The 25,765-nt window shown below is 38.8% G+C and carries 18 protein-coding genes and 3 tRNA genes; 13 read left to right on the forward strand and 8 right to left on the reverse strand.

The genetic code is table 11. From position 1 onward, the window contains the following. Window position 1: 1 nt before the first annotated feature. From ABN099_RS11240 to rsgA, 7 genes are all read right to left on the reverse strand, one after another. Window positions 2-2,506 carry a fimbria/pilus outer membrane usher protein gene (locus tag ABN099_RS11240; RefSeq protein WP_432807510.1) on the reverse strand — a complete coding sequence of 835 codons (2,505 nt, stop codon included), beginning with the start codon at window positions 2,504-2,506 and terminating at the stop codon, window positions 2-4. A 27-nt stretch (window positions 2,507-2,533) separates the two neighbouring features. Beyond that, window positions 2,534-3,193, reverse strand: coding sequence for a fimbrial biogenesis chaperone (locus ABN099_RS11245; RefSeq protein ID WP_349463866.1), 660 nt, complete (start codon window positions 3,191-3,193; stop codon window positions 2,534-2,536). Window positions 3,194-3,252: 59 nt separating this feature from the next. Then, complete coding sequence (locus tag ABN099_RS11250) at window positions 3,253-3,774, reverse strand: fimbrial protein (RefSeq protein WP_349463867.1); 522 nt, start codon at window positions 3,772-3,774, stop codon at window positions 3,253-3,255. Between the two features lie 218 nt (window positions 3,775-3,992). Continuing rightward, window positions 3,993-4,853, reverse strand: coding sequence for a LysR family transcriptional regulator (locus tag ABN099_RS11255; protein ID WP_349463868.1), 861 nt, complete (start codon window positions 4,851-4,853; stop codon window positions 3,993-3,995). A 1,319-nt stretch (window positions 4,854-6,172) separates the two neighbouring features. Next, on the reverse strand, window positions 6,173-9,511 hold the full coding sequence (gene mscM, locus ABN099_RS11260; protein WP_349463869.1) for a miniconductance mechanosensitive channel MscM: 3,339 nt from the start codon (window positions 9,509-9,511) through the stop codon (window positions 6,173-6,175). A gap of 23 nt (window positions 9,512-9,534) precedes the next feature. Further along, the gene (gene asd, locus ABN099_RS11265; RefSeq protein WP_349463870.1) at window positions 9,535-10,434 is read right to left on the reverse strand and encodes an archaetidylserine decarboxylase; all 900 of its coding nucleotides are present in this window, start codon (window positions 10,432-10,434) and stop codon (window positions 9,535-9,537) included. 85 nt (window positions 10,435-10,519) lie between these two features. After that, the gene (gene rsgA, locus ABN099_RS11270; RefSeq protein WP_349463871.1) at window positions 10,520-11,578 is read right to left on the reverse strand and encodes a small ribosomal subunit biogenesis GTPase RsgA; all 1,059 of its coding nucleotides are present in this window, start codon (window positions 11,576-11,578) and stop codon (window positions 10,520-10,522) included. A gap of 114 nt (window positions 11,579-11,692) precedes the next feature. Here rsgA and orn point away from each other — a divergent pair, with 114 nt between their 5' ends. From orn to ABN099_RS11290, 4 genes are all read left to right on the forward strand, one after another. Continuing rightward, complete coding sequence (gene orn / locus ABN099_RS11275; protein WP_349463872.1) at window positions 11,693-12,238, forward strand: oligoribonuclease; 546 nt, start codon at window positions 11,693-11,695, stop codon at window positions 12,236-12,238. A gap of 166 nt (window positions 12,239-12,404) precedes the next feature. Continuing rightward, window positions 12,405-12,480, forward strand: a tRNA-Gly gene (locus ABN099_RS11280). Between the two features lie 33 nt (window positions 12,481-12,513). Further along, a tRNA-Gly gene (locus tag ABN099_RS11285) sits at window positions 12,514-12,589 on the forward strand. A 36-nt stretch (window positions 12,590-12,625) separates the two neighbouring features. After that, window positions 12,626-12,701 (forward strand) — tRNA-Gly (locus tag ABN099_RS11290). 714 nt (window positions 12,702-13,415) lie between these two features. Here ABN099_RS11290 and queG read toward each other — a convergent pair. Then, window positions 13,416-14,570 (reverse strand): tRNA epoxyqueuosine(34) reductase QueG, encoded by a 1,155-nt coding sequence (gene queG / locus ABN099_RS11295; protein WP_432807506.1) that lies wholly within the window; start codon window positions 14,568-14,570, stop codon window positions 13,416-13,418. A gap of 224 nt (window positions 14,571-14,794) precedes the next feature. On the opposite strand from queG, the gene tsaE reads away from it, so the two are divergent. From tsaE to ABN099_RS11340, 9 genes are all read left to right on the forward strand, one after another. Further along, window positions 14,795-15,262 (forward strand): tRNA (adenosine(37)-N6)-threonylcarbamoyltransferase complex ATPase subunit type 1 TsaE, encoded by a 468-nt coding sequence (gene tsaE, locus ABN099_RS11300; protein ID WP_349464077.1) that lies wholly within the window; start codon window positions 14,795-14,797, stop codon window positions 15,260-15,262. 13 nt (window positions 15,263-15,275) lie between these two features. After that, the gene (locus ABN099_RS11305; protein WP_349463874.1) at window positions 15,276-16,601 is read left to right on the forward strand and encodes an N-acetylmuramoyl-L-alanine amidase; all 1,326 of its coding nucleotides are present in this window, start codon (window positions 15,276-15,278) and stop codon (window positions 16,599-16,601) included. A 19-nt stretch (window positions 16,602-16,620) separates the two neighbouring features. Further along, a complete protein-coding gene (gene mutL, locus ABN099_RS11310) occupies window positions 16,621-18,648 on the forward strand; it encodes a DNA mismatch repair endonuclease MutL (RefSeq protein WP_349463876.1) in 2,028 nt (675 codons plus the stop codon). Next, a complete protein-coding gene (gene miaA, locus ABN099_RS11315) occupies window positions 18,617-19,558 on the forward strand; it encodes a tRNA (adenosine(37)-N6)-dimethylallyltransferase MiaA (RefSeq protein WP_349463878.1) in 942 nt (313 codons plus the stop codon). The genes mutL and miaA overlap by 32 nt, the downstream gene beginning before the upstream one ends. 109 nt (window positions 19,559-19,667) lie before the next feature. Further along, window positions 19,668-19,958 (forward strand): RNA chaperone Hfq, encoded by a 291-nt coding sequence (hfq, locus tag ABN099_RS11320; protein WP_349463880.1) that lies wholly within the window; start codon window positions 19,668-19,670, stop codon window positions 19,956-19,958. Window positions 19,959-20,052: 94 nt separating this feature from the next. Continuing rightward, on the forward strand, window positions 20,053-21,342 hold the full coding sequence (gene hflX / locus ABN099_RS11325; RefSeq protein WP_349463881.1) for a ribosome rescue GTPase HflX: 1,290 nt from the start codon (window positions 20,053-20,055) through the stop codon (window positions 21,340-21,342). A gap of 91 nt (window positions 21,343-21,433) precedes the next feature. After that, window positions 21,434-22,714 carry an FtsH protease activity modulator HflK gene (hflK, locus tag ABN099_RS11330; RefSeq protein ID WP_349463882.1) on the forward strand — a complete coding sequence of 427 codons (1,281 nt, stop codon included), beginning with the start codon at window positions 21,434-21,436 and terminating at the stop codon, window positions 22,712-22,714. Window positions 22,715-22,716: 2 nt separating this feature from the next. Continuing rightward, a complete protein-coding gene (hflC, locus tag ABN099_RS11335) occupies window positions 22,717-23,724 on the forward strand; it encodes a protease modulator HflC (RefSeq protein WP_349463884.1) in 1,008 nt (335 codons plus the stop codon). A gap of 459 nt (window positions 23,725-24,183) precedes the next feature. After that, complete coding sequence (locus ABN099_RS11340) at window positions 24,184-25,482, forward strand: adenylosuccinate synthase (protein ID WP_349463885.1); 1,299 nt, start codon at window positions 24,184-24,186, stop codon at window positions 25,480-25,482. Window positions 25,483-25,765: the final 283 nt, after the last annotated feature.

Consider the following 25,765-nt stretch of genomic DNA (forward strand, 5'->3'; position numbering starts at 1 on the left):
CCTATCTGCAATCTAGCTGTAAAAATTGAATTTTTTCTATTGAGAGATCTACTTTTAGTGAGGCTTGACACTGTTCTGTTTGACTATTGCCCCATTTAGCAAGTAATAAACTCTGTTTAGGTACTCCATTAAGGAAAACTTCACCCTCATTGGCAATGATCCCACTGGAAACAACGCGATCACCTTGGTAAATCTCAACTTGTGTACCAAATGGTAATGTTGTGCCGTTATAACGCAGACTAGCGAGAACTCTGGCACCCTTTCTGGCTTTAAAATCAGCTAAAACAATGGCACCTTTGGTTGGAGTCACGGTGGTTGTGGTTAATTCAACGTCGTTATTACCCGTTAAAGAAGCAGGATCAACGGTGACTTTATTGCGCTCGTAACGAGACACATTTGGGATCACCGCATAGCCTTGAGAGTTGGTGTATAAACTTTGCGTACTACTGACTTTTAAATGATCAACATCTTCTGCTTTAATCAAAATGGCTGAATCATAAATAGTACGAGAAGGTGTAATACCCCCCTGATGGGCTAATAATGCTCCCGTTGCACCCCAATTCACTGACTGATAACGCTTGTCATAACTGTAACCTGCACTCAGTTCACCGCCTGACGCTGTATAGTTACTGTTTACTGCGCCACTGAATTCTTGACGTGTGTGATTATAGTTTTGTGAAATATCATATTGAAGATTGTTATCTTCTAATTGTGTTCCACTTAAGCTTACTGAACTAATAGAATCGCCTTGTTTACTAGTATTATAGCGATAGCTTAACCAGTTGTTATTATTGGAAATATCAAACGGAATGCTTAGACTTATCGACAGGATTTGATCTGTTAATTTATTATCTTGGCGTTTATTGTAAGCATAAGAGACGCTATAACTCATCGTGCGATAATTTGAGTTAAAGCTTAATGTCGCATTACGATCAATTCTGTCTCGATCCCAATAATATTGCTGATAACCATTTAAAGAGAGATAACCGATATCGCCTAATGACTGAGAAATAGAAACCTGAAACTGTTTTTTCTTATGATTAAGATGCGAAAGTGATTCGTTAGTTGATGAGAAATCATAGTAATCTTTCGTTGAATAACGATAAGAAGCTAATGAAAAACCCGTTCTGGTTTCTGGTAGATATTTTGAATATTGTATGCGGTATGATTGTCCTTGAGCATCAGTATCATCAAGTAGCGTAGTGCGAGCATGGGTAATATCGGTTGATACTGCACCTATATATCCTAAGTTTATGCCTGTACCCAATACATACGCTTGGTAATCGGCTGATAACAGCGTACCACCATAAACAGAGAGATTATAAGGTAGACCATAGATGGCAGTTGCCTGCAAAAAGCTCGGCTTTCTAGCTGCATTATCAGCATTATATTTACCAATATCGACGCTGTACTTTACGCTACCCGCACGCTGCATCATCGGTACCGCAGAAAAAGGCTGAGAAAAGGTTCTGGTTGTGCCATCAGCTTCTTCTATTGTGACCTGCAAATCACCACTATAAGAGGTGGGATAGAGATCGGATATAGCAAATTCTCCTGGTGGAACAGAAGTTTGATAAATCACGCTGTTATTTTGACGAACAGTAACTACGGCATTACTTTGTGCAATACCTCTGACAACAGGCGCAAAACCACGTTGGCTTTGAGGTAACATACTTTCATCAGAGGCTAATTTAATACCGCGATACGGCGTACTTTCAAGAATACCGTCATCGGATGCGGTTTCTCCGATAGTTAAACGACTTTTTAAACGACGAATATCGCGTTCAACATAGGTTTGTAGGTTATTCCATTCTGAAGCATTATCGCCATTTTTATTGTAAGTGCTGTGGTTACGTAACCGCCATGCACCTACATTTACGCCACTACGAAGCCCTAGAAACACACTGTTGCTATCTTTTTGATCGTGATACCAGTATTTATTTTGGCGATAGGTGTAGTTAACAAAGGCCGCATTGATACCATCATCCCACTCTGTTGCAGGGATATAGCCTTGTCCATAATTGTATAAAGCAATTTGAGGGATAGAGAATGATAAACGGGCTCGTGAGAAATCATATTTATGTGCGGCATTAGGAATAACATTCTCAATATTTGTAATTGTCGCGGTGTCACTCTGCTGTTCTAAGATTGGGGTAACCGTTTCTTTAACGCCCCAATTAAGTAAATCTTGTTTTGTGATTTCAGGTACTAATGCTTTTTTATCATCATCAAAGATAAAGCGAATTTGGCGGTTATCGATTAATTTTTCATTTAAATAGATATCAACAGAGTAGATACCCGGAAGTTGACCACCTGCATAAGAGAAGTAGTCAAGATTATTGATATCAGCAACCTGATTTTCGACACCTAAATTGAGCGCTTCTGGATTGAACATGTTGTCTGCTAGTGCGGCATAAGGAAATAGTACGGCACTCATCGCTATGGCAATCATGCAGTAGCGATGATGTTCAGTCGAGAAACCAGACTGTTTTTTTGATAAAGCCATTATTGATGAAGACATCGCTATACGCTCTTAATTTAATACTTTATCTACGGTTGCGCCGTAATCATTAATAAACTGAACGGTCACTTTCTGATGAATATTGCTCTCTTTCAGCAATACAGTTTCTTGGTGAGGATTAATAAAATCATCAAATGGATAACGCTTATCACCAATTAAAATATGTTTAATCGTGAGGTGATAAGGTGTGTCGTTGTTGATAACAAGTCCTTGGGGTTTCTGTGATAATTTGACGTTATTGAAATCCATAGGATCAATATCATTTGAGCGTAAAAAAAGCTTAAATTGTGAATTAATCACTAATTGCAGTTGGTTTTCTGGGCTTTTTTCAATTGGTGGAATTGATTTAATATTTAACCAATAAACCACTTCTTGGTTTGAGTCTAAAGGCTCTCCAGTATAAGAAATTCGTGCTGTACCCGTACTATCGGGCTCAATACGAAAAAGCGGAGGAGTTGCAATAAAAGGTGATTTCTCTGTGCCTTCATAAGCTGAAACCCAGCTCTGAATTAAATAAGGTTTTTCGTTATCAGTATTCATTATCGGAATACTTATCTCACGTTTGCTGTCGTTATAAACAAAGCGAGTTCCTCCCACACTTATTCCAGCAGCATGGCTTACCGTTATGAGAGAAAACAACAAAAGTAGAATTAAAAAAATATGCTTTTTCATAAGTAGCCATAAAGTTGAGCAAAAAGGGAGAGGGTAATAAAGATTACCCTCTATTTTTATTATTTATATTGGATGCTGTATACAGCAGAGCTGTTAGCAGGGCCTGGTGTGGCTTTCGCAGTTGCTTTATAACGAGCAACATAATCTAAGTTAATTGCAGTACCTGGAATAATGACTTCTTTTGAGTCTGCATATAGGTTGATTTGAGAAACAGCATCTTTTTCAAACAGGGCGATACCGACGTTAGAAGCGCCGCCAGAAACAGTGTTAATCGCTAAGATATCGCTATCAGCAGCATCACGAGTACCACCAAAACGAACTGCAACAGTTGTATTTGCTGGGCAGTCTACAAGTTTAATGGTGAAGTCTTTAAGTCCAGCAACGTTGCCTTTAGTTGTTAAGCTTTTCGATGAAACTTTTCCTAAATCTACAGTTAGATTTTTAGAAGAACTATCAACAGTACAAGCTTGATCAGTTATTTCTCCGGTAAAGTTAATGGTGCCTGAAGCAAAAGCCGCAGGAGCAGAAAGTAGAGAGAGGCTCATCCCTAATAACGAGAGAGATTTATTTAATTTGCTCATGGTCAGTCCTATATAAAAAGTAAAGGAATTTACTTTTTAGTCTTTAATAATTAATTTATAAGTATATATTTTATTCGCATAGAAGGTATGCGAATAAAATATAACATTGCTTATTTGTTAAGTTAATAAACATTTACATGAGTTTTTTTGTTTCACTATCGATTTATTTAATGTTTGTTTATTTAATTAAGTAGATTCAGTTATTGCTTAATAATTAACTATGCATTTTTATTACTTATTATTGATAATAAATTTTTAATATCTTCCACAGGAAATGAGTTTTTATTCATATATAGATAGAATCTATATTCTTTATCTTCTTCCTGCATATTTAATTGTTTTATTGTTTTTTTATTCAATTCATCTTGAATAAGTGACAATGGTAAACGCGAATAACCAATGCTGTGTTTAATTAAGTTAAGTGCAGTTTCAACAGAACCTACGTTAACGTTTTGTATACTATGATTATTATTCGAATCATCTGGTAATAGTGAAATGTAGGTATGTTGTTGTAATTGTTTAGAAAGTTCCTCATTGGAATAGTTTTGTAATGTGTGTTCAGGATGTGTAACCAGTACTGTTTTAATGCTTTTTAATACAATGGGTTGCAATGATTTTATGTAGTGATGAGTAATAGTAAGGTCATTCTCTTTTTGAGATAAAACATCTGATTTACTGAGTGAAATCTTATTAATACTGACATCATAATGCCTGTTATCTCGAATAAAAATGGAGATTTTATTTAAAAGACAATCAGATGCATATAGTGGGTCTATCAATATGTTTATTTTTAACTTATTGTTTAACTTGATTTTTTTTGCTTTTCTCTCTAAGGATATCGCTTTTTCAGTGATCTCTCTTGATAACTCAAGCAGTAATTCACCTTCATGCGTTAACACCGCACGTCTTTTTTCTAGTGAAAGTATTTCAATACCGAGAATTTGCTCTAACTTACTAATAGTATAGCTCACTGAAGACTGGGTTCTATGTAGTATTTCAGCGGCTTGAGCGAATCCACCGTAATCAACGACAGCTTGTAAGGTGACCCATTGATCAAGTGTTGTGCGTGATTTTTCCATAATGGAGCCTTTTATTATTGTTTATTAATTACTCACTACAAATGAAGCTAGCAATATATCTTAGCATTGTTAATAGGTGTTAATACTGTTTTTTAAATTGAGTTCAATAAATATTAACATTATGATAATTGTTACTACTTTTTAATTAGATACACTCTTTTATATTTAATATCATGTGTTTTTTATTTTTTGTTTATTTTATTTTTTATTGACTTTAATTAATTAAATTTGGTGTTTTTTTTGTAATTATTATTACTGTTTTTTATCTTCACTATAAAACTATAAATTGATTTTTTATTTTATATTTAAGGTTTTTTATTTTTTTTTATTTTTATATTGTCATTATTAATTGGAATTCCAATTAATAATGATTAAATTTTTATTTGAATGTTTATTATTTTATGGTTCTATTTTTTATAACTATTTTTAAAAAATAAAAGAAGCATGATTAGCTAAAAATAGTATTAATGATGACTATTATATTTTTTTGGAAGTGAACATTATGGTAGTGAAAAAAATTGAAATACAAAAAGAGCAAAAAATAAGTCTAAATTAGAATATTTTAGGTGTTATATCTCGCTTTGTGGAATGAATTTGCTACGTAAAGCTGTTCTAGTAGTTTTAGAAAAGAGAAATGTATATTTAACTTAGGCTGCAATATATTTAGCTTAATACTATTTAAGTGTGATTCTAATTCTAATTTATGAAATTAAACTCTAAAAGAGGTATATCTGTACTCATTTTATGAGTGTTCAATGGGGGTAAAAACGTATCATTAATGATCTTGATCAATAAATAAGAAACTATTCTTTGTGATAGCGATAATTAAAGTGAAATAAAAGAAGGGGTCGAGTATTAGCGGCATATCTGGGTTCTACTTAATAGATGATAATAATCACATAAGTAAATCAATTTTCACTTTCTTAAAATTTATATCGTATTAGTGAAATAAACTGAGCAAAGATATATTGCTAGGTAAACCGTGGGAAGTATAGTTGTCCATTTTATGATGCTCTGTTTATTACCATCTTATTTCTACTTAAAACAAGTAGTTTCACTTGTTATTATCTATTAGTTTTATTTAACAAAAAAGAGGCGAAAGAGTGTATCTGATTGTAATTTACTGAGTAATTTGCAAACAAATTGATTTAAATTTGTACAGATCATGAAAGAGGAATGGCATTAATTTTAAACGCGGATATTTTTACTTTAGGATAAAAGAGAACGAGACAAGTAAGAGATAGAAAAGAATAACCGCCATTCAGCTTCTTTTTTCTGCAAAATAGCGGTTTTTTATCAAAATAATTGATGAGGACAAACTACAACCCACCTACTTCTCGTTGAGAATTTCGTGTCGTGCTACGAATAGTATTGCCCATCATATCTACTCTAGCCTGGAATGGCGGGAATGGTAATGCAATACCATGCTCAGCAAATGCAGCGAGAATATTTTGGTGTATCTCATGGCGAGCTGGCATTCTATGTCCCATTTCTGCCGCATAAACCCGTAACTCAAAGATTTGAATACCTTGTTGAAGATCGACAAGGTAAACCTCGGCTGCTGGATTATCCAAGATAAGCGTAGAGCGTTGAGCGGCTTCTAATAGCACATTGGTTACTTGTTCGCTATTACACTCAGCAGGTGCTGGTATTGTCATTACGATACGTGTTATCGAATCTGATAGTGACCAGTTGATAAACTGCTCTGTAATAAATGCTTTGTTAGGAACGATAATCTCTTTTCTATCCCAGTCTGATAATGTGGTGGCGCGGGTATTAATTTTGCTGATTTTTCCCGTTAGATTACGAATTGTCACTGTGTCGCCAATACGAATTGGTTTTTCAAAGAGGATCATTAGCCCTGAAATGATATTGGCAAAAATTTCTTGTAAGCCAAACCCAAGACCAACACCCATTGCGGCAACAAGCCACTGTAATTTCGACCACTCAATGCCTAATAAAGAGAAACCCACAATACTGCCTATTAAGGTAATGCTGTATTTGGTCATTGTTGTGATGGCGTAACCTGTACCCGGCGTAAGGTCAAGGTGCTGTAAAATGGCTAACTCAAGCAGTGCTGGTAGGTTTCTGACGAGCTGTGCAGTAATAATGATGACAAGCACGGCAACAAGAATAGACCCCATAGTAATTGGCTGAATAGTATTTACACCGTTTACTGATGATGTCACATCCCAAAGCCTAATATTACCAACGAATGAGAATGCTGTATTTAATTCAGACCAGAGCAATATCATGGAGACGAGAGCGAGCATTGTGAGAATCGAACGAACTAAATCGATAGATTGCGCACTAATTGCATCAAGGTCGATAGCTTGATCTTCAATTTCTAGTCCTGCTAAACCTTCACCACTACTACTGATGATAGTATTTTCATCTTCGCCTTTTGCTCGCTGGGCTAAAATTTCAGCTCGCTTCTGTTTTGCTCTTTCAAAAGCAAGTTTACGGCGCTGAATAAGCATCCAACGCTGAATAATATGGTAGATAATTAGTAAGGCAAACCAAATTGCCACAGACATCTCTAAGCGACCAAGTAAAACAATCGATGTAGAAAGATAACCTAAAACGGCGGCAAATCCTGCAACGACAGGCGCTACAAGTAAGAACCACCATAAAATAGTATTAATAATATTATCGCCAGAACCGTGTCTATCTAAATAGAGAGGTACATGGGCTTTTTTCAGGTTGGAAGTAATAAAACTTAGCGCAATACAGAGTAATAAGAAGCAAAAACGCCCTACGGTAGGGGCAAATTCACGATCACTATAATATTCAAAAGTGATAAGTGACATCATCAATGGAACGATGACAAAAATAGAGAGCTGATAAAAGCGCATCGCTTTTTTAACGCGGCTCTCTTTCCATTTGAATTGTGAAATAAACAGACCATTTGGGCGTGCAAAGGTTGCGCTTATCATAAACAACCATAAAACAGGCGCTGCGGCTGTTACACCATATCCAATAGCGCCCGCCATAGGATAACGCCACTCAACACTTTGTAAACCATAACCAACGGCTGACCACAAAAGCGGCAAAGGAAGTGCAATTAAAATAGACCAAAAAACAGTACGAACCGTGAGTGAAAAATGGTCTTGTGTTACTTTACCAATGCGATTACTAACCCTTTCAAGAAAGGCGTTGTAGTGCTTTCGTGTGCGGATACTAAAGCCAACAATAGATAATGTCACAAATAGGTATAAGAAGGTGTCTTGATTTTTGAGCATGTTAATTGCGGCATGCCCAAGTTGTGAAAAAGTATCTAATGAGAGTAAGCGAGTAATATCTTTAATTAACAGAACCGGATAATTAAATTTTATCGGGCTAACATCTGCAACCCAGAACATATAACGATTCGTTGCATCTTTTGTTTCTCTTAATGCATCGGAGAGTTGAGTTGTAGCAACTTTAAGTTTGGTTAATTCCAGAATTTGCGAATCATAGCCCGAAAGCAGTGAATTGAGTAATTCATGTCGAGCTTGAATTAATGAATCAAAAATATATTGCTGTGCTTCTGGTAGCTTAGCACCATCAGCGGTTTGTTCTGGTGGCTGGATTTTATTAAGGTTTTCCAGCATATCTTCATAACCTAGACGTTCAACACGTAATTGAATGATATCTCTATCTAATTCTTGTGAACGAGGCATTTCAGGTAGGCGTGAAAGTTGCGTTCTTAATGCTTCGCCTAATGCGGTTGAACCGCTCAACCACTGTGCTTGTTCTCTAATTGTGGTGAGCGTTTGGCGTACTTGTTGGGTTTGTTGTGTGGTAATCCGCTGTTTTTCCGCTAATTGGCTCATCTCCTGTGTTTGCTTATTTAGGATTTGAGATAACTCACGGTTAGTTTGAATTTGTTTACGTAAAAACTCAGGAAGTTCACCACCTTGTTCCGCTAACATCTCTGTTTTTTCTAAAGCAAGGTCGGCAACTTCTTGGCGTTTAATATTCAATAAGCTGCGTAGTTGCTGTAATTGTACATCGAGTCGTTGGTAGCGTTTTTTAAATAATTCAAGACGTAGTCGTACAATTTCTTGGCGGTTGTTTGCCGACAGTTGAGCAATCTCTAGCTCATTTACCATTGCTTTACGTGCATTCACTTCAGCTTGTGTCAGCTTGTTTTGTGCTTCTGCAAGTGATGTGGTTGAGGTGCTTGCTGAGGCAAGGCGAGCAGTTGCATCGCTAAGTAGACGACGAGCTTCAGATAATTGTTGAGGAAGTAAGTTTAATGACTCACTTATTTCGCGGCTTTTATCTTGTTCTTGTTGTTGGAGCCTTGCTTGCTCCATCAGTTGACTACTGACTTGAATAATTTTTTGTTCAAGGTCAGGTATGCTGATTTTTTCAGGAATAGAGGGGAGTGAATTACTCTCTTCAAGAAGCTTGGTTCTAAGCTCTTGTGTCATTTGAGGATATTCATCAATCGCTTTTTGGTAATTATCGGCACTTGCTTGTGCCTTTTCGCCATCATTTATCCAATTAATAGTACCTTGTAGCGCCTGAACAGTCTCGATATCTTGAGGATTGGTACTTCCTTCAAGTTGTTTAATGTCTTGACGTAATTTCGCTACATCAGCAGATAGTGCTGATGTACTCATTGAAACAGTCAGAAAGAGCGTGAAGAGCAGACTGATTATCAGGCGCACAAAGATATACTCCGAATTACGTGTTATTCACTGATGATGGTGTTTTCGTTGCTAACGACATTAATAATGGAACCCAATTGTTCCCCCATTAATGTAACGGAGCCATTTACTAAATCTTTATTCAATTGGACACTATTTTCTGGGAAAAGGTTGATAACGGTTGAGCCTAGTTTAAAACGACCCATCTCTTCCCCTTTTTTCAAGAAAATTGCCCCTACTTTATCTGCTTGAGGATAAGTCCAACGCTTGATAATGCCTTCGCGTGGCGGAGTTACCATGCCACACCAAACCGTTTCAATACTACCAACGATAGTTGCACCGACAAGAATTTGCACCATTGGACCAAATGCGGTTTCAAAAAGACAAATAATGCGTTCATTACGAGCAAATAAATTAGGTACATTAGCAGCAGTTAATGGGTTCACAGAAAAAAGATCACCAGGTACATAAATCATCTCTTTTAGCAAACCGTCACAAGGCATATGCACACGATGGTAATCGCGAGGAGAGAGATAAGTCGTAATAAATTGACCATTACGGAACATATCTGCCAGCATAAAGTTACCGGCAAGCAATGCCTCTAGTGTGTAGTGATGACCTTTGGCTTGTAAAATTTGATCATCTTGTATCAGACCTAATTGGCTAACTGCGCCATCAGCAGGTAATGCAAGTTGGTTCTCACCATCAACGATAGGGCGAGCGCCTTCTTTTAATGCACGAATAAAAAAATCATTGAATGTAGAGTAAGCCTGAAATTGGCTCTCTTTTGCTTCATTCATATCAACGTTATAAGCTTTGGCGAAAGCTTTGATAACAAATTGAGTGATGCTACCAGCTTTTTTATTTGCAAACCAACCTGCGAGCTGTGTTAGCCATAATTTAGGCAATAAATACTGTAGTTTAATTTTTAGCTTGTCCAACATGGCAACCTCTAGGATTGAACGATAAAAAATAGACAAAAGGGGTCTATTGTACCTACCCTTGATAGGGTTGTCAGTGAATCTGTTATTAAGAGTCTGAATTAAAGTTCTTACGAACTTTCACCTGACTCATACTTTCTAGAATTCGGTGATAATTTTCAAAACGAATATCGTTGATCTCACCTTTTTCAACGGCTTCATTAAGCAGGCAACCAGGATCATCCAAATGCTTACAATCGCGGAACTTACAGCCGCCAAGATAAGGTCTAAATTCAATAAAACCTTTAGTGACTTGATCAGGTGTTAAATGCCATAAGCCAAATTCACGAACACCTGGAGAGTCGATAACATCGCCGCCTTGAGGGAAGTGATAAAGGCGCGAAGCCGTAGTGGTATGTTGACCTAAACCTGAGTTATCAGAGACTTGATTAACAACAATGCTCTCTTGTGTTGGTGGCAGTAGTGCATTGAGTAAGCTTGATTTCCCAACACCTGATTGACCTGCAAAAATAGAGATCCTACCAATAAGTTCTTGTGTCAGCTCATCTAAACCTTCTTTAGTGTGACTAGAAACTTCAACAACACGATAACCAATGTTTTTGTAAGTTTGCATCCACTCACTTACCATTTTTCTACTTTCAGCATCTAACATATCAATTTTATTGAGCACAATAAGTGGCTCGACATCTAATGTTTCGCAAGCAACAAGATAACGGTCGATAATATTGAGAGAGAGCTCAGGTAAAATGGCGGAAACAACAATAATCTGGTCAATATTGGCGGCAATAGGTTTTATGCCATCATAATAGTCAGGTCGAGTAAGTACAGAAGTTCGCTCATGCACTGCTTCGACAATCCCATTAACCCGCACACCTTCCTGCGTTTGTAACGCGGGTCGCCAGACGACTTTATCGCCAGTAACTAATGATGAAATAGTCCGTCGTATGTTGCATCGAGTTATCGTGCCATCAGTTGCTTCGATATCTGCATGTTGACCAAAGCGACTGATGACCAAACCTTCAGCTGCTTCACCTAATTGTGTATCGTCTAATTCAACGTGGTTTTTTTTCTCTTTGCTCTGCAAACGCTTTTTATGATTTTCTTGTACTCGGCGTTGCTGGCCCTTAGATAATTTACGTTTTGTCACCGATCCTCACTTGTGTTATTCGGTTAGATGTTCTTCTGTCGTGCTTATTGAGTAAACGCGTTATGATAGCGCTAAAATATCATGTCTCACTCTTAGAAACAGCTAGGAAATATTATGTCAAAAAACGAGAGCAATCTTATCTGGATAGATCTGGAAATGACGGGGCTTGATCCTGAACGTGATCGCATTATTGAAATCGCTACTATCGTGACAGATCCTCAACTTAATATTTTAGCTGAAGGTCCCGTTATTGCTGTACATCAGTCGCAAGAACAGCTTGATTTAATGGATGACTGGAATACACGCACACACACGGGTAGTGGTTTAGTCGAACGTGTTAAAGCGAGTCAATATGATGATTTTGCCGCACAAAAAGCCACTATAACATTTTTAGAAAAGTGGGTACCACAGGGTGCTTCTCCAATTTGTGGTAACAGTGTAGGACAAGACCGACGTTTTCTTTTTCGTTATATGCCTGAATTAGAACAGTACTTCCATTATCGTTATCTTGATGTGAGTACATTAAAAGAGTTGGCTCGTCGCTGGAAGCCAGAAATTTTAGATGGCTTTACCAAGAAAAATACACATCAGGCGTTAGATGATATTCGAGAATCTATTGCTGAGCTTGCTTATTATCGTGAAACCTTTATTCAAAAATAAAATATCCTTATTTATGATGGATATTGCACCATTATGGTGATTTTATCAGCATGCAGTGAAAAAAATACATTTTTTTGGTGCCAGGGGCTTGCGGTTAAGCTTTTTTCTCGTATAATGCGCTTCCCGTACCGATGAAGAATTTCGTTAGTACGGGTGTAAGAAAGATGCGGGAATAGCTCAGTTGGTAGAGCACAACCTTGCCAAGGTTGGGGTCGCGAGTTCGAGTCTCGTTTCCCGCTCCAATCTTTCTTTGATAGTTATCAGTATTATGCGACGCGGGAATAGCTCAGTTGGTAGAGCACAACCTTGCCAAGGTTGGGGTCGCGAGTTCGAGTCTCGTTTCCCGCTCCAAATATTTCTTTGATAATTATCTAAACCTTACCAAATGCGGGAATAGCTCAGTTGGTAGAGCACAACCTTGCCAAGGTTGGGGTCGCGAGTTCGAGTCTCGTTTCCCGCTCCAATTTTTTCTCTTCTGTTTTACTAAATCTGATTTTTAATCCTCATAAAAAATTTTACGTTTTTTCTCTCGCTTTTTTTAATATCGACTACACTATTTATGGTATTTGTTTAGTGGGTTTTACTTAGTGTTCTAAAAATGAAAGCGGGCGATTTTATTGTAAAAAGATCAATATTGTAACTCTCAGTAAGATCAAGCTATTTTTTTGTGATCTATCTTCGATCTTTCCTTGCATTTCTATTTTGACAGCACTAGAATGTGCGCCTTTCCTCGTTCAGGGGGGATTAGATATTAGATCTATTTTTCTGTTTTTAGGTCTTTATTTTGTTAAAAACAAGTTGAATAGTGTTTTAAATGAAGGAAAGTATTTTTAGCGCTTTTCTTTAAAAAAATGTGATATATATCTTACTATTCTTAATATATTCCCAAGTTGAATTATCCACAGTCAGATGCTGATAACCGCCGCGTCTAAGTCGTATTAATTTTTTTACTGCACAGAGTTATCCACAGGGCGTTATCATAAAAAGATAATGTTATTCTCTTTTACTCTCAAATTGTGTTCTGTCATATCTATTTGATATTTAAGTCTATTCTAAATTTTTAAAAATTGTGTCTTGGTTCGCTTGAATTTTTTCTTCATGTTGATAGGCAAGGGATTTTTATTTTATTCACAGATGAAACTATCTGTAGTTCCAGATTGATTAAGACTATTAAAAATTAAGCATCTCTAGGTAAGCCCTTAGTTATAGCTCTTACTAGGCGTTTTTGCTTCGAAGTCTGTATTTTTATCTCTTTATCATTACGTTTGGTTGTCTGCTGTGATATCGCCCAATGTAAATGTTCATCTAAAACTTCGCTTAAACCAAAGCGTTCTTGCAGAGCAAGTACAATTTTATCTTGGTAAGGCGCATTTCCTAACGCCACACTAATATTTCTAAGCCAACGTAGATAGCCTATTCTGCGGATCGGTGAGCCTTCAGTAATGCGAAGAAACTTCTCTTCTGTCCAATGGAAAAGATCCAGCAATTCAGGGGTGTGAAGAGCTCGTCGAGGAGAAAAATCATCTTCTTCAGTGAGTGATGAAAAACGGTTCCAAGGACAAATAAGTTGGCAATCATCACATCCATAGATGCGATTGCCCATTAAAGGACGAAATTCTTCAGGGATTGCGCCATCAAGCTCAATAGTGAGATAAGAAATACACCGGCGAGCATCTATCGTATAAGGTTCAATAATGGCACCTGTTGGGCAGGTTGTCATACAAGCAACACATTTGCCGCATTGCTCTTCAACTGATGAATCGATAGGTAAGGGCAAATCTATCAATAATTCACCCAGGAAAAACCACGACCCCGCCTTATTGTTGATAACTAGTGAGTGTTTACCAACCCAGCCAAGTCCAGCTTTAACGGCTAGAGGACGTTCCATAATCGGTGCAGAGTCAACAAAAGGGCGAAAATTAACAATATTTTGGTACTCATACTGTTGGCAATATTGTGTAATTTTTTCCCCTAATTTTTTAAGACGTTGTCTTAATACTTTATGATAATCTCTGCCAAGAGCGTAACGACTGATATAACCCTGCTCAGAATTATTAAGTGTTCGGGCAAAAGCTGCATCAGTAGGAAGATAATTCATTCTGACGCTGATAACGCGCAAAGTGCCAGGCACAAGTTCATGAGGTCTTGCGCGAGTCATTCCATATTTTGCCATCCATGCCATCTCTCCATGATATTGCTTATCTAACCACGCCTGTAAGCGAGGTTCCTCTATAGATAAGTCGGTATCACATATTCCCGTTTGTTGAAAACCGAGTTCAGTGCCCCATAATTTGATATTTTGTGCGAGGAGATTGAGGTCAAGTAATGGCATGATAAACCGAATAAATAGGTAAGAGGTGAGTCCTAAGAGCGCGCAGTGTATCATAGAGAGGCATTAGGAAAAATCCTCGTGATAAATAGATTTATGATATGGTTATTTGATCACTGATTTAGATAGCTATTTACCTTAAGAGAATACAAAAAGCTTGGCTTTTGATTTTAACCAAAGATCTTGCTTTTCTTGGCCGTTATTACCTAACAATAGATTATATGAATATGAAAGAATGGGTTGTTACACTGAAAGATGAAGCCGCTACAGTAAAATTGGGGCGCTCTGTTGCTATTGCAGCTGATAATACTGGATTGATTATTTATTTATATGGTGATCTTGGGGCTGGAAAAACAACCTTTAGCCGAGGTTTTTTACAAGCACTTGGTCACCAAGGTCATGTAAAAAGTCCAACTTATACGCTAGTTGAGCCATATATGCTGTCGCCAAATCCTGTTTATCATTTTGATTTATATCGCCTAGCATCTGCTGAAGAACTAGAATTTATGGGAATACGAGACTATTTTGAACAAGATGCACTGTGTTTAATTGAGTGGCCTTCTCAAGGTGAAGGTTTCTTACCAAGCGCAGATTTAGAGCTTCATTTAAACTATGAAAATGAAGGCAGAACAGCCCGTTTTGTAGCCCTTTCACAAAGAGGGAATACCGTTTTATCCCGTATTCAGTCTGCATAAAGGAATATTGATTATGTCAAATCTCGTCACTATGGTGAGCCAAAGTCAGCGTTATTTCGTTGGCTTTTTGTTGTTTCTTATTTCGCTTTTCTTTGTGCAAACGGCATATGCTGCAACAGTAACAGAAGTTAAAGTAGAAAATAGCGCATCATTAACAACCCTCACATTTACTTTTAGTGATGGGAAGCCGGGTTATAAATATTTTTCGCTAAAAAGCCCAGATCGCTTAGTTATCGACTTTCAGCAGAGCACTAAAATAGCGGGATTACCTACACCGTTAAGTGCAAATCAATTGGTTCATAAAATACGAACTAGCCAATCACAAGATAGCCAATATCAGCGTATAGTTCTTGAACTTGCCCAACCTATAGCGGTGACAGAAAGCATTAGTGCTCAAGGAAATAGCTATAAGTTAGTACTTACTCTCAAAGGTTTAAATTCGCGCCAAAGCGCAAATATTCAAACCTCGATAAGTACGGTGAGATTATCGTCATCTTCTACCAGTATGAATATGGCACCAATGACATCAGTGAAACCAGCAACGACACAAACCACCACACAAATAGTAGCGCCAACCGCAAGAGTTGAGCCTCGTGCTACACCATCCAAACCTACAGCCAGTTCGCGTCAAATTATTATCGCTATTGATGCAGGACATGGTGGTCAAGACCCAGGTGCTATTGGGCAAAAGGGAATGCGTGAAAAAGATGTCACCTTAAGTGTGGCTAAAAAACTAGAAGCTCGTTTACGCAATGACCCAATGTTTAAACCCGTATTAACTCGTAATGGGGATTACTTTATTTCTGTTGCAGGTCGTTCAGAAGTCGCTCGTAAACAAGGCGCGAATATGTTGGTTTCTATTCATGCGGACTCAGCACCTAATCATAGTGCCAGAGGCGCTTCTGTATGGGTACTTTCAAATCGTCGTGCAAATAGCGAATTAGGTAAATGGCTTGAACAGAGTGAGAAACAATCAGAATTGTTAGGTGGTGCGGGTGATGCTTTGGCTGAAGGTGCAGATCCTTATTTAAGTCAGACTGTATTAGATTTACAGTTTGGTAATTCACAACGTGTGGGTTATGACGTTGCGGTTGCTGTGTTATCTGAGCTAAGAAAAGTCGGTTCACTGCATAAAAAAACACCAGAACATGCAAGTTTAGGTGTATTACGTTCACCAGATATTCCTTCTATTTTGGTTGAAACTGGATTTATTAGTCATGCATCTGAAGAGCAACTGCTCACTTCTGATGCTTACCAAGAAAAACTTGCAGCCGCAATTCACGCTGGATTACGCCAATATTTTCTGGCTCACCCATTGCAAAATGCGCCAAGTAATTAATTAAAACGGAATAAAGGTGATGGCGATAAATTTATTGCCTCCCCAGTTAGCGAATCAGATAGCTGCTGGAGAGGTTGTTGAAAGACCAGCATCTGTCGTTAAAGAGTTGCTGGAAAATAGCTTAGATGCGGGTGCAACAACGATTGATATTGATATCGATAAAGGTGGCGCTAAGCTTATTCGTATCCGTGACAACGGATGTGGGATCAATCAAGAAGATTTGAAGTTAGCACTTGCTCGCCATGCAACTAGCAAAATATCAAGCCTTGATGATCTTGAAGCTATTATTAGTATGGGGTTTCGTGGTGAGGCATTAGCAAGTATCAGTTCTGTTTCTCGCCTTACGCTGACTTCACGCACTGTGTCTCAAGAAGAAGCTTGGCAAGCTTATGCTGAAGGGCGAGATATGGCGGTGACTGTAAAACCCGCGGCACATCCTGTTGGTAGTACCGTGGAAGTGCTCGACCTATTTTATAATACGCCAGCAAGACGTAAATTTTTGCGCACTGAAAAAACGGAGTTTGGTCATATTGATGAAATAGTGCGGCGTATTGCGCTATCTCGTTTTGATGTTTCGATTAATTTGACGCATAACGGCAAACGTATGCGCCAATATCGCGCCGCGAAAGAAGAGCATCAATATGCTCGTCGTTTAGGTGCTATTTGTGGCAATAATTTTGTTGAGCAATCAATGCAATTATCGTGGGAGCATGGCGATTTAGCGATAAAAGGTTGGATTGAGCATCCATCTTCACCCACGCATAGCAGTGAAATTCAGTATTGCTATGTTAATGGGCGGATGATGCGCGATAGGCTAATTAATCATGCTATTCGTCAAGCCTATGAAGGCTATTTGCAAGGTGAACAGCAACCTTCATATGTGCTTTATTTAACGGTTGACCCTCATCAAGTCGATGTGAATGTGCATCCCGCTAAACATGAAGTGCGTTTTCATGAATCACGCTTAGTACATGATTTTATTTACCAAGGCGTATTAAGTGTTTTAAGCCAAGCGACCCAAGAGAGCTTACCTCTTTCAACAAATGATGATGTTGAGTCTACTATGGCACCTATTTTCCCTGAAAACCGTCAAGTTGCAGGAGAAAATATATTCTCTCAGCCTTATCAGGCACCTGTTAATTATTCCAGCAGTAATCACACCACAGAGAAAACGCCACCATCTTCATTCGATGAGCCAAAACAGGTTAAAGAGAGAGTGCACGCGCCAAAATCGATATCGCAATTTGGTGACAATCGTCAGTTTGGCGACAGCTATCAGCGAACTCAAGGGGTGCTTTATCAGAAAATGATGCAAGAAAGTGCTAGCTCGCTTGAAAAAACAGAAAAAATTCCACTATTTCCTGAGCGTACCCCATTGAATTTAGGTGAAAGCGTTCATACTACTACTCATATAGAAAATCGTGTTTCTGTAATGCCTCGTTCTATCAATGTATCTGAACAGCAAAATGATTATACTTTTGGGCGAGTATTGGCAATTTATCAACAGAAATATGCGTTAATTGAATCTTCTCAAGGTCTTGGCTTATTAGCGTTGGAAGAAGCTGATTTTCTGTTAAAATGTGCACAGTTATTGCCTGAAAATGAAACATTGAAACCTCAGCCGCTATTAGTCCCATTAAAAGTGGTGCTGAATAAAGAAGAAATAAATACGTTTAATCAGTTTCAAGCATTAATCAGTGATTTTGGGATTATTATCGAGATATCCCATGGTAAAGCGACAATACATGCCGTATCGTTGCCGTTGCGTAAGCAAAATTTACCTGTATTGCTGACAGCGTTGCTGGCTTATCTTTCCTCTGAAAAGTTATGCACAAAACAGCAACTTGGACATTGGTTTGCTAAACAGATAATCCATGAGCCGGTTCAGTGGTCACAAGCTCAAGCAGTCGGATTATTGGCTGATATTGAAAGACTTTGTCCTCAATATGTCAGACAGCCATCAGAAAACTTATTACAATTAATAGAATTACAACCTGTGGTAGCGGCACTAGATAATGAGCGAAGTAAGTACTCAAACAAAACCTAAAGCAATTTTTCTAATGGGGCCAACAGCCTCAGGTAAAACCGCATTGGCGATTGCACTAAGACAAAAACTGCCTGTTGATATTATTAGTGTTGATTCTGCTCTGATTTATCGTGGTATGGATATTGGAACAGCAAAGCCAGATGCAAAAGAGCAATCGCTTGCACCACATCGACTAATTGATATTTTAGATCCCGCATTACCATACTCAGCTGCTGATTTTCGCCGAGATGCATTAAAAGCAATGGATGAAATTATCTCTGCTGGGAGAATTCCATTATTAGTGGGCGGGACTATGCTATATTTTAAAGCATTACTCGAAGGCTTATCACCTTTACCTAGCGCAGACCCTGAAATTCGTGCTGAAATAGAAAAAAAAGCAATGGAACAAGGATGGGAAGCCGTTCATCGTGAGTTATCTTTGGTTGATCCTGTGGCTGCACAGCGGATCCATCCTAATGATCCTCAACGATTATCGCGCGCGCTAGAAGTTTACCTGATTTCAGGTAAAACAATGACTGAATTAACAAAAATATCGGGCGAATCATTGCCTTATACGGTTCATCAGTTTGCGATTACTCCGAAAGACAGAAATGTACTTCATCAACGCATTGAAACTCGTTTTAAACAGATGCTGGCTTGTGGATTTGAAGATGAAGTAAAAACATTATATGAGCGGGGTGATCTGCATGAAGATTTACCTTCTGTACGTTGTGTCGGTTATCGCCAGATGTGGTCATATTTATCTGGTGAAATCGATTATGATGAGATGGTTTATCGAGGGATCTGCGCTACCCGGCAATTAGCGAAGCGACAAATCACTTGGTTAAGAGGTTGGAAAGATATTCATTGGCTTGATAGTGAAGATCCTGAGCTTTCTCTTAATACTGTTTTGCAGGTTATTAGTGCATAGATGGTAGGTTTGTGTAAAATTGATAGTTGCCAAAGCGCAATTTTTGAGTAGTTCATTTTTCGGACCAATTGGGTTCTAGTATAAAACAACAAAATAAGGAAAACATAGAATGGCTAAGGGGCAATCTTTGCAAGATCCTTTCTTGAACGCATTACGTCGTGAAAGGGTTCCCGTTTCTATCTATTTGGTAAACGGCATTAAATTGCAAGGTCAGATCGAATCTTTTGACCAATTTGTTATTTTGCTGAAAAACACAGTAAGTCAGATGGTATATAAACATGCTATCTCTACCGTGGTACCTTCTCGTCCTGTTTCTCATCATAGCAACACAGGCACGAATCAAACAGGTACTGGCTATAATGGCGGTAGCGCGACTCAGCAGGATGATGTTGCAGAATAATTATCAAATATTATTCTTAAAATAATAAAAACATAGGTAGGGAGACTTTACCTATGTTTTTTCCTGTTTTTATAAAGTCCAAGAGGTTTCGCCTTTGTTTGATCGTTATGAAGGTGGCGAGTTAGCCGTTTTAGTGCACGTCTTTTTTTCTCAGGAAAAGGACGTTGATGATTTGCAAGAATTTGAATCACTGGTGACATCTGCGGGTGTAAAACCAGTTCAAATTATTACAGGGAATCGTAAAGCACCTCATCCTAAATATTATGTGGGTGAAGGAAAAGCTGAGGAGATTGCTGAGGCTGTAAAAGCTAGTGGTGCTGATGTTGTTCTTTTTAATCATGCACTCACACCTGCACAAGAACGAAATCTGGAAAGACTTTGTGAATGCCGTGTGGTAGATCGCACGGGAGTTATCCTTGATATTTTTGCTCAGCGAGCAAGAACTCATGAAGGTAAACTACAGGTTGAACTCGCCCAGTTACGTCATTTATCAACCCGTTTAGTCAGAGGGTGGACACACCTAGAAAGACAAAAAGGGGGGATTGGATTACGTGGACCTGGTGAAACTCAGCTAGAAACAGACCGCCGCTTACTCAGAGGTAAAATTAGTCAAATTCTTATGCGACTGGGTAAAGTAGAGCGTCAGCGTGAACAAGGACGACAAGCGCGAAGTAAAGCTGATATTCCAACATTATCTCTCGTTGGCTACACAAATGCAGGAAAATCGAGTTTATTTAACTACCTTACCTGTTCAGATGTGTATGCTGCAGATCAGTTATTTGCAACTTTAGATCCAACATTACGACGTATTCAAGTCGATGATGTAGGTACGGTAGTTTTAGCTGATACTGTTGGTTTTATCCGACATTTGCCTCATGATCTTGTCGCGGCATTTAAAGCGACACTACAAGAAACACGAGAAGCCACCTTACTTCTTCATGTTATTGATGCAGCGGATAGCCGTTTTGAAGATAATATTCATGCAGTAGAGAGTGTATTAGAAGAGATAGATGCTCAAGAGATACCAACACTGCATGTAATGAATAAAGTTGATCTTCTTGAAGAGTTCACTCCAAGAATAGATCGAAATGAAGATAATTTGCCTGTTAGAGTTTGGGTTTCTGCACAAACAGGTGAAGGTATTCCTCTGTTATATCAGGCGTTGACAGAACGTCTTTCAGGTGAGATCGCACACTTTGAATTGCGTTTGCCACCAGAAGATGCAGATGCAGGGCGCTTACGCAGCCGTTTCTATCAATTACAATCAATAGAGCGAGAGTGGATTGAAAAAGACGGTAAAGTCGGGCTTATCATACGTATGCCTATGGTAGACTGGCTCCGCCTTTGCAAGCAGGAACCAAATTTATTGGATTACGTGGTCTGATAACGGCCATAATAAAGAACATAAACTGAGAGCTGGCGACGAAATCGGCTCTTAAGCCTGATAAATCTAATCATAATAATGGAGCTAGAACATGGCGTGGAATCAGCCCGGTAACAACGGACAAGACCGCGACCCGTGGGGTAACCGGAACGGCGGTAATAATAACGGCGATGGTAACTCCAACGGCAATCAAGGAGGTCGGAATCGCGGGGCATCAGATCTCGATGATATGTTCCGAAAACTGAGTGAAAAACTTGGTGGTTTCGGTGGTAAAAAAGGCGGCAACTCCTCTTCAGGGCAAAATGGCGGACCTCGTAGTAATGCTGGAAACCTACTGGTTACTCTTGCATTAGGTGCGGTTATCGTTGTTTGGGCTGCCAGTGGTTTTTATACCATTAAAGAAGCTGAACAAGGCGTTGTAACTCGTTTCGGTAAGTTTTATCAAATCGTCGAACCTGGTTTGAACTGGAAACCGACTTTTGTTGATGAAGTTCAGCCTGTCAACGTGAAAACTATTCGTGATTTAACCACGGGTGGCATGATGTTGACGTCGGATGAAAACATGGTTCAAGTTGAGATAAACGTGCAGTATGTTGTCTCTGATCCAGAAACATTTCTGTTTAACCTTACAACGCCTATTAACAGTTTAGGTCAGGCAACTGACAGTGCTGTTCGTGGTGTTATTGGTCGTTCAGAAATGGAAAAAATTCTGACCTCTAATCGTTCAGAAATTCGTGACCAAACGCGTCAAGAATTAGAAGAGACTATCCGTCCTTATAAAATGGGTATCTCTATTGTGGACGTCAACTTCCAAGTTGCTCGCCCACCAGAAGCTGTAAAAGCTGCATTTGATGATGTAATTGCCGCCCGTGAGGAAGAGCAAAAAACCATTCGTCAAGCTGAGGCTTACAAGAACGAAGTTTTACCTTTAGCTAAAGGTAACGCACAGCGTATGATCGAAGAAGCAACGGCTTATAAAACCAGTGTGGTAATGAGAGCTGAAGGTGAGGTGGCGAGTTTCGCCAAAATCTTACCTGAATATCGTGCTGCACCGGAAATTACTCGTGAGCGTCTTTACATTGAAACCATGGAAAAGGTACTCTCGAAAACACGTAAAATTATTGCTAATGATAAAGGTAACAGTATGTTAGTACTACCTTTAGAGCAGATGTTACGTCAGCAACCGCAGTCGTCGAACTCGTCAAATAGTGCGATGGAACCGTCTGCTCGTATGCCAGTACCAACGCCTAATTCAAATACGGCTCCTGCTCAAAAACCTGCAACCAATTATGGTAATGGTGGATACGGTAATAACAGCAACAATAATGGCGGTTATGGTCAGCCTTATAGCTCTAATCAAGGAGGACAATAATCATGCGTAAAGTTATCGCTGTTGTTGCAGTTATTATTTTAGCGTTACTGTACTCTTCAGTATTTGTCGTTCAACAATATGAGCGTGGCATTATTTTACGCTTCGCAAAAGTTGTTCGTGATGGTGAAAACAAACCTGTTGTGTATGAACCAGGTCTTCACTTTAAAATACCATTTATTGAAAATGTTAAGAAACTCGATGCACGTATTCAAACAATGAATATTCAGCAAGACCGTTTCTTATCAGGCGAGAACAAAGACTTACTGGTTGATTCTTACTTAAAATGGCGTATCAGTGATTTCAGCACTTACTATCTGGCAACAGGTGGTGGTAATACAACGCAAGCAGAAACACTGCTTCGTCGTAAATTTAGTGACCGCTTACGTTCTGAAATTGGTCGTATGAGCGTAAACCAAATTATTACTGACTCACGTGGTCGTTTAACCATCGATGTGCGTAATGCACTGAACGAAGGTACACCATCTCGTGATACAAGTGCTGCAGATGATGCAATTGCTATTGCTGCGAAGAAAGTAGCAGAAGAAACCAAAGGGCAAGTTCCCGCTATCAATATGAATAGTATGGCTGCATTAGGGATTGAAGTGATTGACGTTCGTATCAAGCAAATCAACCTGCCAATGGAAGTTTCTGAAGCCATTTATCAACGTATGCGTGCAGAACGTGAAGCGGTCGCTCGTCGTCATCGCTCACAAGGTCAGGAACAAGCAGTGAAGATCCGCGCAGCAGCGGATAAAACAGTAACTGAAACCTTAGCTGAATCAGAGCGTGAATCTCTGCGTCTGCGTGGTGAAGGTGATGCCCAAGCAACTAAATTGTTTGCTGATGCGTTCAACCAAGATCCCGATTTTTATGCATTTATTCGTAGCTTACGCGCTTACGAAAATAGCTTTAATAAAGACGGCAATGACGTCATGGTGTTAAGCCCAGATAGCGATTTCTTACGCTATATGAAAGCACCAACTAAAGCGAGAGCAATGATTGACGATTAAGTTGTCGTTATTCTAAGCTCAAATAAATAATAAAATCCTCTGTGATAAAAAAACAGGGGATTTTTTTATTGTTAATTATCATATAAATAGCGTATAAAAGAAGGTGATAAATATCTTAATATGACTATTCAGTTGAAAAATCACTCACAATGATTTCCAAATTGCCTTTAGCTGAGATAGTATAAAGTGAAAATTGCATTTCAAGATAATCCCTCGACTATCCCGAGGCGTCTTCTGAGCCATTTTCACTTTTATGCCACTCTGCTTTCTGGTTTTACATTCAGAACTGTCGATAAAAATCACAAATATCTTATGTTGTGGATTTTTAGGGCGAAAATATTGAATATGGCAAGATTTTCTATTGCTTAAAAGCGGTGATGGCATAATTAGATAAAATCTACTGTAACTCTTGAATTGAGATGGTAGAATCCTTTTTTAAGCAACCGAGTGTATTTTGAAATGAGTAATAACGTTGTCGTATTGGGCACCCAGTGGGGTGACGAAGGCAAGGGCAAGATTGTTGACTTGCTAACAGAACGCGCTAAATATGTTGTTCGCTACCAAGGTGGCCACAATGCTGGTCATACTCTAGTCATTAACGGTGAAAAAACCGTTCTCCATTTAATCCCATCAGGTATCCTGCGTGAAAATGTGATTAGCATCATAGCAAACGGTGTCGTTTTATCGCCAGAAGCATTGATGAAGGAAATGACTCAGCTTGAAGCGCGTGGTATTCCTGTTCGCGAGCGTTTACTTCTGTCTGAAGCTTGTCCGTTAATTCTTCCTTATCACATCGCATTAGATAACGCGCGCGAAAAAGCACGTGGCGAGAAAGCTATCGGTACAACAGGTCGCGGTATTGGTCCTGCTTACGAAGATAAAGTTGCTCGTCGTGGATTACGCGTTGGTGATCTGTTCGATAAAAAAGCATTCGCACAAAAGCTGAAAGAAATTATTGAATATCATAACTTCCAATTGGTGAACTACTACAAAGTTGAAGCAGTAGATTATCAAAAAACCTTAGACGATATTATGGCGATAGCCGATATTCTGACTGGTATGGTTGTTGATGTTTCTGATTTACTTTATAAAGCAACTCAAAATAATGAGCTGGTGATGTTTGAAGGTGCACAAGGCACTTTATTAGATATCGACCACGGTACTTATCCATACGTGACCTCTTCTAACACAACGGCTGGTGGTGTTGCGACAGGTTCTGGCTTAGGTCCTCGTTACGTTGGTTATGTGCTAGGTATCATCAAAGCTTATTCTACACGCGTTGGTGCAGGTCCATTCCCAACTGAACTGTTCGACGAAGTAGGCGATTTTCTTCGTGAAAAAGGCCAAGAGTTTGGTGCTACTACAGGTCGTAGTCGCCGCACTGGTTGGTTAGATATTATTGCTATTCGCCGTGCTGTTCAAATCAACTCACTCTCTGGTTTCTGCATGACCAAACTTGATGTTTTAGATGGTCTGAAAGAAGTTAAAGTATGTGTGGGCTACCGTTTACCAAATGGTGAAGTGATTGAAACCACACCTTTAGCAGCTGATGATTGGGAAGGTATCGAGCCTATCTATGAATCAATGCCTGGTTGGAACGAAGTAACCTTTGGTGTGAAAGACAGAGCGCTGTTACCACAAGCCGCTTTAAACTACATCAAACGTGTTGAAGAATTAACAGGTGTACCTGTTGATATCGTTTCTACAGGACCTGATCGTTCAGAAACAATTATTCTCCGTCATCCATTTGATGCATAATTTGTATTAATGGTTTGATGCGAAAATCGTCCCTGAAAATGACAGGGGCGATTTTTTCATATCTGTTAGTCGGTCGTTTGTTGTAAAAATGCCAATGATAGGTGCGATAAAACGGTTTTCACTCGGTTCTGTTTTATTGCTCTTGGCTAAAGATAAAAATACAACGTTATTATTGTTTGATAAGCCATAAAGAGAAGCGATCTGTTGAAAAAGCGGCAGTATCGCTTTTTCTTTGTCTGTGATATCGCTATTATTTTATTAATAACTTTGTGAGATAGAGAAA

This window comes from Proteus hauseri (assembly GCF_040139125.1).
GTDB classification, from domain to species: domain Bacteria; phylum Pseudomonadota; class Gammaproteobacteria; order Enterobacterales; family Enterobacteriaceae; genus Proteus; species Proteus hauseri_B.